Genomic DNA, 12,460 nt, shown 5'->3' with positions numbered 1-12,460 from the left:
CCCACTGGATCCCCCCAGCGATGCCCCGGACCGGAGCACGCGCGGACGGCAGCGCCGTGCAGGCGCGTCAGCGCGCCTGCCGTCACTCCGACCGCGATGCCCCCGTCGTGTACAACCCCCCACTGAACAAAGCCTGTTGCCTGCTCAGAACCCGTGTACAGGGACAAGGTATGCCCAAGGTTGTTCGTTGATTGCGGTTTTGAGGAAATGCCGGTGGCCCAAATTCCGACGGCCCGTCAGCCGGACGCCGCGGCCCGCCATCCGCCCAGGTTTCCTCCCCGGCTCCGCGCCCGGCCCGCGGCCGGGACGGCCGGGACGCCAGGGGCTGCGCGGGCGGGCAGGGGCCGGAATTCAGCCCTTCTCCGGCCGCTCCTCCCGGTCCCGCTCGGCCAGCACCCCGTCCGCCTCCTCGTACAGCGCGCCGGTGCGCGGGCACTCCCACACCCCCGGCTCGCCCCCGCGTTCCACCAGGCGGACCCCGGCCCGGCCCACCCAGCCGATCCGGCGGGCCGGCACCCCCGCGACGAGGGCGAAGTCGGGTACGTCCCGGGACACCACCGCCCCGGCCGCGACCAGCGCCCACCGCCCGACGCGCACCCCCGCCACGCACACCGAACGGGCTCCCAGGGAGGCGCCCTCGGCCACCACCACCCCGGCGGCCTCCCAGTCGTCGCCGCGCTTGAGCCGGCCGTCGGGGTCGACCGACCGGGGGTAGAAGTCGTTGGTGAGCACGGCGGCCGGCCCGATGAACACCCCGTCGCCGAGTTCGGCGGGCTCGTAGACGAGTGCGTAGTTCTGCAGCTTCACCCGGTCCCCGATCCGCACGCCGGGGCCGACGTACGCCCCGCGCCCCACGATGCAGTCGCGGCCGAGCCGTGCCTCCTCCCGCACTTGCGCCAGATCCCAGACGGTGGTCCCGTCCCCGAGCTCGGCGGTCCCGTCGACCTGGGAGGAGGGCTGAATTCGGACACTCACGGGGCGGTCCCCTTACGCTCGCGAGGCATTCGGACACGCGCCGCAACCGGCGCACGGAGGGAGCATATGCACCCGCGCCCCACCCCGCCCGGCACATCAACCGACTGTTCACGCAGCGGACTTGGCGCAACCGGCAACCGGCAACCGGCAACCGGCAGCGGGTACCCTGCGCGCCAACGGCGTCGACAGCAGCAGCGGGGAACCGGGGGAGCACATGGACGACGGCATACAGCGCCACCGCTGGATCATCACCGCCGAGAAGCTCGCGGAGTACCACGGGGACGACGGCGGGCAGGTGGAGACCCTCAGCGAGTTCGAGGGCACCCGGGAGGAGGCCGAACGGGCCCTGGAGCAGGCCGCGTGCACCATGGCCGTGGGCACCTTCCTCCAGGAGCGCCGCCGGCTCGTCTACCGTCAGCTCGACGGCTCCTACCTGGTGCGCTGCACCGGCCGCATGGGCGGCTGGCACACCCGGGTGGTCCGCGCCGCACACCTCGTCCGGGACTCGGCCGCCAAGGACGCGGGCTGACGCGGCTGACCGGCTGACCGGCTGACGGGCAGTCGGCTCCGGCCCGGCGGGAAATGCGTTGACGGGCGGGCCGCGGGCGCGTTCACATGGCCCGGTACACACGCAACTCCCCCTGCCGGAAAGGGACCCGTGCCCGCAGCCAAGATGCACACCGACGAGCCGGACACCGACCCCTCGCTCGTCCACCGCCTGATCGCGGCGCAGTTCCCGCGCTGGGCGGGTCTGCCCGTGAAGCCGGTCGACTCGCACGGCACCTCGCACGTGATGTACCGGCTCGGCGAGCGGATGGTCGTACGCCTGCCCCGGACCGCGGGGGCGGCCGAGGACATCGAGCGGGAGCGCACCTGGCTGCCGCGGCTCGCGCCGTCGCTCCCGGTCCCCGTTCCCGTGCCGCTGGGGCGGGGCGAGCCGGCCGGGGGCTACCCCTTCCCGTGGGCGGTGTACAGCTGGCTCGACGGCGAGGTCCCGGCCGTCGGCCGGATCCCCGACCCCGGGCGCCTCGCCCGCGACCTGGGCGGCTTCGTCACCGCGCTGCGCCGGATCGACCCTGCGGGCGGGCCCGCCTCCTACCGCAGCGAGACCCTGGCCGCGCGGGACGCCGTCACCCGTACCGCGATCGCGGGCCTGCGGACCCCCGCCGACACCGACGCCGACCCGGCCGCGGTGACCGCCGCCTGGGAGGCCGCGCTGCGGGCCCCCGAGTGGCCCGGTCCGCCCGTCTGGATCCACGCGGACCTGCAACCGGGAAACCTGCTCCTGTCCGGGGACCGGCTCGGCGCCGTCATCGACTTCGGCTGCATGGGCCTGGGCGATCCCGCCGTCGACCTGCTCCCGGCGTGGTACGTCCTCCCTGCCGGAGCCCGGGACGCCTTCCGGGCCGCCGCGGCCGTCGACGACGCGGCCTGGGAGCGGGGCCGCGGCTGGGCCCTGTCGGTCGCGCTCCTCGAACTGAACTACTACCGCGACACGAACCCGTCGATGACGGCCACCGCCCGCCGCGTCGTCCGGGAGGTCCTGGCCGACCCCGGGCAGCGGTCACGGCCTACGCCAGTCCGCCCGTTGCCCGGAGGTTCTGGCCGGTGATCCACCGGCCGTCGGGGCCGACGAGGAACGCGATGACGTCGGCCACGTCGGACGGCTGCCCCAGCCGGCCGAGCGGGGTCATCCCGGCGACGGCGTCGAGTGCCTGCGGCGGGTTCGTCCCGCGCAGCATCTCGGTGTCCGTCGCGCCGGGGGAGAGGGTGTTGACGGTGATGCCGCGTGGTCCGAGCTCCAGGGCGGCCACGGCCGTCAGCTGTTCGACCGCGCCCTTGCTGGCGGCGTACGGCCCGATGCCCGGGGCGGGCCGCACGGTGTTCAGGGAGGAGACGTTCACGATCCTGCCGCCGTCGCGCATCCGCCGGGCCGCGTAGCGGGTGGTCAGGAAGACCGAACGGGCGTTGACCGCCATCACCTTGTCGAAGACCGCTACGTCCGTCTCGGCGAGCGGGGTCGGAGCGAGGGCCAGCGCGGCGTTGTTCACCAGGATGTCCAGGCCGCCGAGGTGCGCCTCGGCGGCCTCCATCAGCTGCTCCGGACCCTCCGGCTCCGACAGGTCCACGCGCAGGGCCCGGGCGCGGCCGCCGTCCGCCTCCACGGCCCGTACGACCTCGGCCGCGGCGTCCTCGCGGGTGGAGTAGGTGAACACCACGTGCGCCCCGTCCCGGCACAGGCGTTCGACGACGGCCCGGCCGATGCCCCGCGACCCGCCGGTGACGACTGCGTTCCTGCCCTTGAGCACGGCCCCTCCGAAGCTACGCGTCCCGGGTGCGGATCCGTCACCACCGCACGCACACGGCCCACGTGACCCTAGTGGGCATCGGGTCACCCACGGTAGACGCGCGCCAGGTGGGCCGTGAGATCCGCGGCCGCCTGCGGTGCCGTGACCGGGGCGACGCGGGTGCCCAGGTAGCCGTCCGGGCGTACGAGGAAGGCCGCCGAGCCGGTGGTCCCGTACATCCGGCGGAACTCGCCGCGGCCGTCGAGGTAGACCGGCAGGGGCACGCCGTCCGCGGCGCCGTCCGTGTCGTGGCCGGACGGGGCGAGGACGACAACGGCGGCCGGTGCGTCCGCGGCCGGGGCGTCCGCGTCCGCCTCCGTTCCGCCGGCCGACCGGCGGGCCGTGGCGGCGAGTTCGGCGCAGGCCCCCAGCGCCTCGGCGGAGTCGGCGTAGAGGACCAGCACGTGCCCCCGGTCGCGCAGCACGTCGTACAGGCGCAGCGGCACGGTCGCGATCCCGCTCATCAGCCCGCCGCAGTCCGGGGCCCGGTCCCCGGGCCGCGGGCCGTGCCCGGCCGCGCCGCCCGGGCCGACGACGGGACTGCCGGGGTACGCGACCAGCAGCTGTGCCTCGCGGAGCATGAGGGTGGCGGCGTCCTCCGGATCGGCCTGGACGCCCTCGGCGGCGTGCCGGACCGTGCGGCCGACGACCTCCCGGCCGACCGGGTGCCGTTCGGCGTGGTAGCTGTCCAGCAGCCCGGGGTGTGCGCTGCCCCGCAGCACGAGCGCCAGCTTCCAGGCCAGGTTGTAGGCGTCCTGGATACCGGTGTTCATCCCCTGGGCGCCCGTCGGCGGATGGATGTGGGCGGCGTCGCCGGCGACGAAGACCCGGCCGTCGGAGTACCGGTCCACCAGGCGGTGGCTGATGCGGAAGACCGACGACCAGCGCAGGGCGGACGCCGTCGCCGGCTCGGGCGAGAGCCGGTCGAGGACCGCCTGGATGTGCTCCAGCCCGGGCCGCCGCCCGCCCTCCAGCCCATGGGCGATCCCGTCCCCCGTACCGCGCCCGCCGCCGCTGCTGCCACCGTCGCCGCCGTCGGCGGACAGCTCGGGCGGGACCCGCATCGACATGCGGTAGCGGCGGACTCCGGGCAGCGGGATGCAGACCAGGATGTCGTCGACGGACCAGTCGGCGCCGTGGTGCATCGCGCGCACCCCGTATCCCGCCGGCAGGCCCCAGTCCACCTCCACGTCCCCGAGCATGTACTCCTCCGGGAACGCGCCTCCCTCGAAGCCGAGGCCGAGCGTCCTGCGGACGGTGCTGTGTGCGCCGTCGCAGCCGACGAGGAACCGCGACCGGACCTCCTCCTCCGCCGCCTTCTCGCCGCCGCCGTCGGCCGTGCGGATCCGGCTCCGGACCCCGTCCGCGTCCTGCGTGAACGACACCAGCTCGACGCCGCGCTCGATCCCGGTCCCGAAGCGGGCCAGGTGCTCCTCCAGGATGCGCTCGGTCTCGTACTGGGGCAGCGCGGCGAACCCGTACGGCACCTCGGGCGGGAGCCGGAGCTCGAAGCGGCCCTGCTCGACACCGTCCGCGTAGACCAACTGCCCCCGCATCGGGACGGCGGTCTCCAGGGCGGCGCGGACCATGCCCATCCGGTCCCAGATCTCCAGGGTCCGCGGCTGGATCCCCACCGCCTTGGCGTACGGCAGGCGCTCCGGCAGCCGGTCGACGACGCGGCACTCCACACCCTGGCGGCGCAGCTCCGCCGCCGCGGTCAGTCCGACCGGGCCGGCGCCCACGATCAGCACGTCGGTGTCCGCCATTGGCCGCTCCCGCCGAGAGCCCCCGGGACTGCACTGCCCTGCACTGTTCCTCCATGGTCGGCCACCCTCCCCCGGCCGGCGACCGGAAGGCCGGCGGACCGGAAGGCCGGGAAACGGAAAGGCCCGGGGAACGGCCACGGGCGCCCCGGCGGCGGTTGCCGGGGCGCCCGTGCTGTGTGCCGGGTGGCGTCGAGCGGGTCAGCTGCCGGCGGAGAGGTTGCCGGAGAGGACCGGGATGTTGCTGAGGACGTGCGAGAGGGTCTCGTCGCCCTTGGCCTGGGTGGAGTTCTCGGCGCACTGCTGGTTCATCGGGTTGGACGCGACGTTGATGTCCTGGACGCCGACGTTGGCGAGGAGCGCGAGCAGCGACTGGGCGTTCACCTTGACCGGCAGGGCGATGCACGGCTTGTTGGCGGAGCCCTGGACGAGGGAGGCCTGCGGGCTCAGGGCGCCCTCGGTCTTCTGGTTGCCGTAGATCTGGGCCGAGTCGTTGCCGTTGACGGTGTTGACGCCGTTGTCGTTGCCGATGGCCATGGCAGGGGAGGCCAGGGCGGCGCCGGCGCCGAGGATCGTGGCGGCGACGGCGACCGTGTTCGCGGCCTTCTTGAACATGGTGTTCCCTGTTCGTCGTAGGGGGAGCGGTGTTGCTCGTACGTGGACAGGAACCGCGCCCGCAGCCAGAAGTTCCGCTCCACCACCCGCAGGAGTGATCCGGACCCCGTGCCCGTCCGCGGGACGGGTCACCGGCCGCCGGGGGAGGAGCCGATCTCCACCACCTGCGCCCAGGCGGGCGGCGTGTCCGGTTCGTAGTCGGGGTCCTCCTCCACGCTCCATGCCTCCGGCACGCGGGGGAACAGGCCCACCACCGTCCGGCACGGCGGCCGGTCGTCCGGCCACGGCGTCTGCCCGTCCGTCAGGACCACGACCACGTCCGGCCGGGGCCGCGCCCGCAGCGCCCTGGCGAAGCCCGTCCGCAGGTCCGTGCCCCCGCCGCCGACGAGCGGGATTCCCTCGGCCAGGCACAGCGGGTGCGCGATCCGGGCCGCCGCATCGCACGGCACCACCGTGATCAGGTCGCGGCGGCCCCCCACGGCGCGGGAGATGGCGGCGACCTCCAGCAGGGCACTGCCCAGCTCGGCGTCGCTGACCGACCCGGAGGTGTCGATGACCACGCTGACCCGGGGCGGTCTGCGCCGCAGGCTCGGCAGGACGGCGCCGGGCAGCGCCGCCGAGCGCCGCGCCGGCCGCCCGTACGTGTAGTCGTCCCCCGCCCCGGCCGCGGAGGCCGCCGAGCGGACGGCCGCTCCCAGCAGCTCCCGCCACGGCTGCGGCGGGTGGAACACCTCCTCCGCCCAGCGCTGCCACCCCTGCGGGGCGCTCCCCGGGCGGCCGGTGATGCCCTGGGCCACCCGGAAGCGCACCGCGTCCTGTTCGTGCGGGCCGAGGCCGTCCGCGCCGCCCGGGCCCAGGTCCCACTCGCGTTCCAGGCCGTCGGCGCCGCTGCCGCAGTCCAGCCAGGCCAGGTCCTGTGTGCGGGGCCCCAGCCGGAACCAGCGCAGGTAGTCCTCCATGAGATGGCCTTCGCCCAGCTCCAGGGACTTCGGGTCGATCGCGCCCGCGGGCCGGGCCAGCCCGTCGCCGTAGATGTCGTCGTTGATCTCGAAGTCCGCGGCGATGTTCATGCGCAGCCGGTCTCCGGGGCCGGTCAGCCCGCGCTCCCGGGCGACCCGGTCGCCGCGCCCGTGGTGGTCGCGCAGCAGGTGCGACACCTCGTGCACCCATACGCCGGCCAGCTCCTCCACCGGCGTACGGTCCACGAACGCCGGCGAGACGTAGCACCGCCAGTGCCGGTCGACGGCCATCGTCGGCACCCGCCGCGACTCCACGGTGTGCAGGGGGAACAGGGCCGTCGCCAGGTAGGGACGGGCGCGGGCGGCCTGCAGCCGGGCGGCGAAGAGCTTGTCGCGGTCCAGCCCGCCCGGCCCGCCCGGCCCGCCCGGCCCGCCCGGAGTGTCCGGTGTGTGCGGCGTGTGCGGTGTCGGTGGTGGCTCCGGCACGCTCGGCGCCCTTCTCGTCCCGGTCATCGGCCGTTCCCGGCTCCGGCCCCGGCGACCGCCGCGACCCGGGCCGCCGCGCGGTCGGCCCGCCGGGACAGGGACACGGCCCCGGCGAGCCGCTCGATCGCCTCCGGCACGTCCCAGTCCGAGCGGCGCAGCGCGGCGAGGCCGGTCGCGGGGACGACGACCAGGTCCGGGGCCCCGGTCTCCATCGCCCGGACGAGCAGCGCCCACGCCGCGTCCCAGCGGGACTTCTCCGGGCGCTTGCGGACCGCCTCCACCACCCCGTCGAGCACGGCCTGCCGCTGGTCCCCCCGTTCCGGCAGGACGGCACCGGCCGGGTCGGCGAGCAGCGTCTCGGGGTCGGGGAGGTCCATCCGGTCCAGGACGGCCAGCAGCTCCAGCCCCGGGCCGTCCCCGACGGCACCCCTGACCAGCAGGGAGAGCACCTCCCGGGAGGAGCCGGCCGCGGTCGCGAACGCGATCAGGTGCAGGGTCATCTCCCAGCTGCGGGGTGACGGCCAGGCGCCGCCCCGCCGGGTCTCGCCGCCCGGCAGCCGGTGGACGAGCGTGGGGCGGGCGGCGAGGAGCCCGCACACCGCGCGACGGGCGACGTCCACAGCCTCCGGGAGCCTTGCCGGGTCGAGCCGGGGCAGGGTGGCGCGCGGCCAGGTCCCGCCGAGTCCGCGTACGACGACGTCCTGGTCGTGGACCCACTGGAGGTGGACGAACCGGTTGGCCAGCGGCGGGCTCAGCTCCCAGCCGTCGGCGGCCGAGGCCCGCGGGTTGGCGGCGGCCACGATCCGGACCCCGGGCGGCAGCCGGAGGGCGCCGACGCGCCGTTCGAGCACGAGGCGGAGCAGGGCGGCCTGCACGGCCGGCGGTGCGGTGGACAGCTCGTCCAGGAACAGCAGCCCGCGACCGGCCCGTACGAGCCGGACCGCCCAGTCCGGCGGGGCCATCGGGACGCCGTCCCGCGCGGGATCGTCCCCGATGACGGGCAGCCCGGAGAAGTCGGAGGGCTCGTGCACGCTGGCGATCACCGTGGTCAGCGGCAGGTCCAGGGACTCGGCGAGCTGGGTGAGGGCCGCGGTCTTGCCGATGCCCGGCTCGCCCCACAGCAGGACCGGCAGGTCGGCGGCCACGGCCAGGGTCAGGGCCTCCAGTTGGGGGTCGGGGCGGGGCTCGGTGGTGGTGTCGCGCAGCAGGGCCAGCAGTTCGCCGGCGACGTCGAGCCGGGAGGCGCGGTGGGTGCCGGGTACGGCGGGGGAGTGGTGTGAGGTCATGTTCGGGTCACCTGTGGGTCGGGTACGCGTGCGGGGTCCGGCTCCGGCGGCCGCGTTCGGGCGCGTTGGGCCGCGTCGGGCCGCGGGGAGCCGGAGGGGCGCAGCGGTACGGGAGGGTTTCGGGTCAGGCGGAGGCGTGCCGCGGGCGCGGCCGGTGGTTGCGGGGGCGGGAGAGCCCCGGGCGGATGCGGTCGGGTCCGGGGCCGGCCAGTCCGGCCCGGAACAGCCCGTACGTGATGCGTTGTTGCGCGGCCGCCTCCAGGGCGTCGCGCAGCGGGCCGCTGCGCAGGACGGCGTCGGGGCCCAGCAGTGCTTCGACGACGGCCAGCGCTCCGGCGGTGTCGCCGTGGTCCAGGCGTTCGCGGACACCGGTGAGGCAGTCCGGGCGGCGGTGGGCCTCGTCGATGGCCTGCAGGCAGGGCAGCGGGGGGCCGCCCAGCGCGACGAGCAGCTCCTCGCGCCGGATCTGGTCCGGCTCGTGGTCCAGGGGGGCCAGGACCCCGTCGACGAGGCCGATCCGGTGCCGGACGCCCCGGCACTCGACGAGGCGCGACCGTCCCGCCGGGTCGGTCGCCGCCCTGGACGGCCCGGCCGGCGCCGGCGCAGTGCCCGGTTCGAGCGCCGGGGCGACGAGCGGGTGGAGCCGTTCGGCCCCGATCGCACCGGCCCGGAGCAGTTCCAGGTCGGGGAGCGTCCAGGTCGCCGCGTCGGGCAGGACCGGCAGCGCGGGCCCGCCGCGGTCCGGGACCGCAGCGGACACGCGCAGCGCGGGCGGCCCGGCCCCGGTGGTCGCGGCGACAGCCCCGGCCACCGCGGAGGCCGCAGCCCCGGCCGTGGCCGGCCCGGGATCCGGATCCACTTCGAGGACGAGCCGCTGTCGGCCTCCGAGGCGTACGGCGACGGCGCCGCCGGCCCGCCCCTCGGCGCGGAGCAGGATCCGCGCCTCGGCGGCCCACCGGTCGACGGCGCAGCGCCGCCCTTCCGGCCCCGTCCCCGGCGGGACGGGGCCCGCGGCGGGATCCGCCGCGGAACTGCCGTCGGGGGGAGGCCGGTCGGCCCCGGACCGGGCCCGCAGTTCGCCGGTGCGCCGCGCGTCCCACAGGTGCCGGTGCAGGTCGAGGCGGAACCGCCGGCTGGGCCGGGGATGCGGGTGGGGGCCGGCACCGGCCTCCAGGGCGGAGCCGGAGCCGTCCCACAGCGCGAGGCTGATCCGCTGCCCGGCATCCGCCCAGGCGGGCGGGGTCCGCACCACGAGGTACAGGGGCCGCTCGCCGTCCCGCCTGCCGGCCCCGTAGCGGGCCAGGGGCACGGTCAGGCCCGGCCGCAGCAGCCCGTCGGGGGCGATTCGCGGCAGGTGCCAGCGCAGCAGGTCGGGAGCCAGATGGCGCAGATCGGCCCGGATCAGGGAGGCGAGCTCCTGTCCCCGGGCACGTGCCACGGCACGCAACTGGAGATCGACATCGACACCCGCGGCGGCACAGGCCCCCGCCCAGTCGCCGGCATGCCGGCGGGCGGTCGCGGTCTCGATCATGGAGGGCGGCACGGCGTATTCGCGCACGCGCAGCCAGAAGGAAGTACGGGAGTCCCCGTTCACGGTGTGAGTGGCCATCAGCACTCACCAGACGTGGACGGGACCCCCAATCTGTCAACAGAGTGAGTGGTCATCGCGGCCAGCGTAACGCCTCCGCCCGGCTGTTGCCGGGCAATTTCCCGGCCCGGCGTCGCGGGCGCGTTCCGGGGGCTAGGGTGGCCGCCATGTCCGCCCCCGAGCTGATCCGCATCGTGTCCCGCGACTCGCCCATGGCCCTCGCCCAGGTGGAGCGCGTCCGCAGGGAACTGGCCGTGCTCCACCCGCACACCGCCACCGAGGTCGTCGCCGTCAAGACGACCGGGGACACGTGGATGGGGGACCTCGCCGCCGTCGAGGGCAAGGGCGCCTTCACCAAGGAGGTGGACGCCGCGCTGCTGGCCGGGGACGCCGATCTGGCCGTCCACTGCGTCAAGGACATCCCCGCGGACCGCCCCCTGCCCGCCGGCACCGTCTTCGCCGCGTTCCTGAAGCGCGACGACATCCGCGACGCCCTCGTCCATCCCGCCGGGCTGACCCTCGACGGGCTTCCGGCCGGTGCGCGCATCGGCACGTCCTCCGTCCGCCGGACCGCCCAACTGGCCGTGAGCCACCCGCACCTGACCTGCGTACCGATCCGCGGCAACGCCAACCGCCGGCTCGACAAGCTTGCGGCGGGCGACGCCGACGCGCTCCTCCTCGCCGTCTCGGGCCTGGAGCGGATCGGCCGCCGGGACGCCGTCAGCGAGGTCCTGTCACCGCAGCGGATGTGCCCGCCGATCGGCGCCGGCATCCTCGCCCTCCAGTGCCGCGAGGACGACACCGCGCTCATCGAGGCGGTGAGCGGCCTCGGAGACCCGGCCACGCACCGCGAGGCCACCGCCGAGCGCATGCTGCTGCACGTGCTCCAGGGCCACTGCAACGCGCCGATCGCCGGATACGCGTCCACCGAGCGCGGCGGCGAGCTCGCGCTGTACGCGAAGGTGTTCACCCCGGACGGCAAGCAGGTCCTGCGGGCGCACGAATGGGCCGGACCGCTCGATCCGGCCACGCTGGGCACGTCCGTCGCCGTCGCCCTGCTCCGCCAGGGCGCACGCGAACTGATCGACGGGATCCCCCACTGACCCCGGACCGCGCCGCGGCCGGGGTACCGGCCGCAGGGGAAGCGGTCAGCCGGTGAGCCCGTTCCACACGGAACGGGTCGCGCCGAAGCCGCTCTCGTGCACCCAGACGTGGGTGCAGCCCGGGCACTGCAGGTGCAGCAGGCTTCCGGTGTTCGTCAGCAGGTACCGCCAGTGCCGCGCGCACGTCCGCCGCGTCTCGCACGGCTCACAGCCGCGGGCGTCGTTGCAGTTCGGGCAGGCCACCCAGGCCCGGCGGCCGGGGTCGGCCTGCGGGTCAAGCGGAAGCACGGCCGCCGCCTTCGCGCCGGGGCAGCACGCCGGCCGCGACGAGGTCCTCGTACACCCGCTGCTGCTCGGCGTCGAGGCCGGAGTACAGCAGGTCGTACGCCTCCTCCTCGCCGCGCATGACCTCGACCGGGTCCCATTCGGGCCCGAGCGCGTCGAGGATCTGGGCGCGCCGCAGCAGCTCGTGCGCGGCGAAGTCGATGTCGAAGCCGGTCGTCCCCGGGCCGTCGGGTATGCCGGCGGGGTCGTGGGGCAGGTCGTGGGGGGCCATACCTCAGGAACTTAGGTAAGCCTTCTTTCCCGGGTCAAGGGAGGGTGTGCGGAGTCACAGCCCTGGCTCGAAGGGCGGACGGCGCCTGCCGGCCCCCGGAACAGGGTAGGGACGAGCCGGGGCATATGCGGGCAGCCCGGCGCCGGCGGGGTGCACGGGCCGTGTCGTGGGGAGGAGAGTGCGGTGGTGGGGGACGGGAACACCGCGGCGCGGTGGCGCCGGCTCGGCCGTACGGGGCCGGAGCTCGCGGCGGCGGCACTGACGCTGACCGTGGCCGCGGTCATGGCCCTCGCGGCCGTCGGGAACCTGACGGACTTCGGGACGAACCGGGAGTTCGTGCGGCACGTCCTGGCGATGGACACCACGTTCCGGGACCCGGACCTGATGTGGCGCGCCATCGACTCGCCGACCGTGCACACCACCGTGTACGTCCTGATCATCGGGTGGGAGTGCGCCGCGGCGGCCGTGCTCCTCCTGGCCGTGCTCCACTGGGCGCGGGGGCTGCGCCGCCGGGACTGCGCGCGGGCGCGGGCCCTGAGCGCCGTCGGCCTGGTCATGGTCGTGCTCCTCTTCGGGCTCGGGTTCGTGGCCGTCGGAGGGGAGTGGTTCATGATGTGGCAGTCCGAGGACTGGAACGGGCTGGACGCAGCGCACCGGAACCTGATGCTGGCCGTCTCGGCACTCCTGACCCTGTACGTCCGCCCGGTCGGCCCCCGCTGAGGGCGACGCCGGCCGCGCGTGGGGATGGGAGCGCGGGGCCGCGGGCAGACGGCAGCCAGGA

Annotated in this window: 13 protein-coding genes; 4 read left to right on the top strand and 9 right to left on the bottom strand. The window is 75.7% G+C overall.

Annotation, left to right across the window (positions count from 1 at the left end):
• Positions 1-351: 351 nt before the first annotated feature.
• Complete coding sequence (locus ACIQUT_RS23120) at positions 352-975, bottom strand: acyltransferase (RefSeq protein WP_403565220.1); 624 nt, start codon at positions 973-975, stop codon at positions 352-354.
• Positions 976-1,189: 214 nt separating this feature from the next.
• Here ACIQUT_RS23120 and ACIQUT_RS23115 point away from each other — a divergent pair, with 214 nt between their 5' ends.
• Both ACIQUT_RS23115 and ACIQUT_RS23110 read left to right on the top strand, forming a co-directional pair.
• A complete protein-coding gene (locus ACIQUT_RS23115) occupies positions 1,190-1,504 on the top strand; it encodes a hypothetical protein (protein ID WP_403565219.1) in 315 nt (104 codons plus the stop codon).
• Positions 1,505-1,648: 144 nt separating this feature from the next.
• The gene (locus tag ACIQUT_RS23110; protein WP_403565356.1) at positions 1,649-2,587 is read left to right on the top strand and encodes an aminoglycoside phosphotransferase family protein; all 939 of its coding nucleotides are present in this window, start codon (positions 1,649-1,651) and stop codon (positions 2,585-2,587) included.
• Here the strand turns inward: ACIQUT_RS23110 and ACIQUT_RS23105 are convergent.
• From ACIQUT_RS23105 to ACIQUT_RS23080, 6 genes are all read right to left on the bottom strand, one after another.
• Positions 2,547-3,284 carry a glucose 1-dehydrogenase gene (locus ACIQUT_RS23105; RefSeq protein WP_403565218.1) on the bottom strand — a complete coding sequence of 246 codons (738 nt, stop codon included), beginning with the start codon at positions 3,282-3,284 and terminating at the stop codon, positions 2,547-2,549. The two genes, ACIQUT_RS23110 and ACIQUT_RS23105, sit on opposite strands and share 41 nt — an antisense overlap.
• An 83-nt stretch (positions 3,285-3,367) precedes the next feature.
• The gene (locus ACIQUT_RS23100) at positions 3,368-5,089 is read right to left on the bottom strand and encodes an FAD-dependent monooxygenase (protein WP_403565216.1); all 1,722 of its coding nucleotides are present in this window, start codon (positions 5,087-5,089) and stop codon (positions 3,368-3,370) included.
• Positions 5,090-5,287: 198 nt separating this feature from the next.
• On the bottom strand, positions 5,288-5,701 hold the full coding sequence (locus tag ACIQUT_RS23095) for a rodlin (protein ID WP_403565215.1): 414 nt from the start codon (positions 5,699-5,701) through the stop codon (positions 5,288-5,290).
• 128 nt (positions 5,702-5,829) lie between these two features.
• Complete coding sequence (locus tag ACIQUT_RS23090) at positions 5,830-7,173, bottom strand: VWA-like domain-containing protein (RefSeq protein WP_403565213.1); 1,344 nt, start codon at positions 7,171-7,173, stop codon at positions 5,830-5,832.
• On the bottom strand, positions 7,170-8,432 hold the full coding sequence (locus ACIQUT_RS23085) for an AAA family ATPase (protein ID WP_403565211.1): 1,263 nt from the start codon (positions 8,430-8,432) through the stop codon (positions 7,170-7,172). Before ACIQUT_RS23085 ends, ACIQUT_RS23090 begins: the two co-directional genes overlap by 4 nt.
• A 124-nt stretch (positions 8,433-8,556) precedes the next feature.
• Positions 8,557-10,041: a hypothetical protein gene (locus ACIQUT_RS23080; protein WP_403565210.1), complete on the bottom strand. Its 1,485-nt coding sequence runs from the start codon at positions 10,039-10,041 to the stop codon at positions 8,557-8,559.
• Between the two features lie 146 nt (positions 10,042-10,187).
• On the opposite strand from ACIQUT_RS23080, the gene hemC reads away from it, so the two are divergent.
• Positions 10,188-11,123, top strand: a complete 936-nt coding sequence (hemC, locus tag ACIQUT_RS23075; RefSeq protein WP_403565208.1) for a hydroxymethylbilane synthase — start codon at positions 10,188-10,190, stop codon at positions 11,121-11,123.
• A gap of 45 nt (positions 11,124-11,168) precedes the next feature.
• On the opposite strand, the gene ACIQUT_RS23070 is transcribed toward hemC, so the two are convergent.
• Both ACIQUT_RS23070 and ACIQUT_RS23065 read right to left on the bottom strand, forming a co-directional pair.
• On the bottom strand, positions 11,169-11,411 hold the full coding sequence (locus tag ACIQUT_RS23070) for a hypothetical protein (protein ID WP_403565206.1): 243 nt from the start codon (positions 11,409-11,411) through the stop codon (positions 11,169-11,171).
• A complete protein-coding gene (locus ACIQUT_RS23065; RefSeq protein WP_403565204.1) occupies positions 11,398-11,679 on the bottom strand; it encodes a DUF6400 family protein in 282 nt (93 codons plus the stop codon). The genes ACIQUT_RS23070 and ACIQUT_RS23065 overlap by 14 nt, the downstream gene beginning before the upstream one ends.
• 186 nt (positions 11,680-11,865) lie before the next feature.
• Between ACIQUT_RS23065 and ACIQUT_RS23060 the strand changes: the two genes are divergently transcribed.
• Positions 11,866-12,399 carry a DUF2165 domain-containing protein gene (locus ACIQUT_RS23060; protein ID WP_403565355.1) on the top strand — a complete coding sequence of 178 codons (534 nt, stop codon included), beginning with the start codon at positions 11,866-11,868 and terminating at the stop codon, positions 12,397-12,399.
• Positions 12,400-12,460: the final 61 nt, after the last annotated feature.

The sequence above is a fragment of the Streptomyces sp. NPDC090445 genome, assembly GCF_044769385.1.
Lineage (GTDB): Bacteria > Actinomycetota > Actinomycetes > Streptomycetales > Streptomycetaceae > Streptomyces.
Note: the sequence above shows the minus strand (reverse complement) of the source record. Positions and strands in the feature narration are given on the sequence as shown.

What these genes read in the sequence shown, in the direction of transcription:
- ACIQUT_RS23115 (WP_403565219.1), top strand. Translation starts at nt 1,190, where the DNA reads ATGGACGACGGCATACAGCGCCACCGCTGGATCATCACCGCCGAGAAG.
- ACIQUT_RS23110 (WP_403565356.1), top strand. Translation starts at nt 1,649, where the DNA reads ATGCACACCGACGAGCCGGACACCGACCCCTCGCTCGTCCACCGCCTG.
- ACIQUT_RS23100 (WP_403565216.1), bottom strand. Translation starts at nt 5,089, where the DNA reads ATGGCGGACACCGACGTGCTGATCGTGGGCGCCGGCCCGGTCGGACTG.
- ACIQUT_RS23095 (WP_403565215.1), bottom strand. Translation starts at nt 5,701, where the DNA reads ATGTTCAAGAAGGCCGCGAACACGGTCGCCGTCGCCGCCACGATCCTC.
- ACIQUT_RS23090 (WP_403565213.1), bottom strand. Translation starts at nt 7,173, where the DNA reads ATGACCGGGACGAGAAGGGCGCCGAGCGTGCCGGAGCCACCACCGACA.
- ACIQUT_RS23085 (WP_403565211.1), bottom strand. Translation starts at nt 8,432, where the DNA reads ATGACCTCACACCACTCCCCCGCCGTACCCGGCACCCACCGCGCCTCC.
- ACIQUT_RS23080 (WP_403565210.1), bottom strand. Translation starts at nt 10,041, where the DNA reads ATGGCCACTCACACCGTGAACGGGGACTCCCGTACTTCCTTCTGGCTG.
- hemC (WP_403565208.1), top strand. Translation starts at nt 10,188, where the DNA reads ATGTCCGCCCCCGAGCTGATCCGCATCGTGTCCCGCGACTCGCCCATG.
- ACIQUT_RS23065 (WP_403565204.1), bottom strand. Translation starts at nt 11,679, where the DNA reads ATGGCCCCCCACGACCTGCCCCACGACCCCGCCGGCATACCCGACGGC.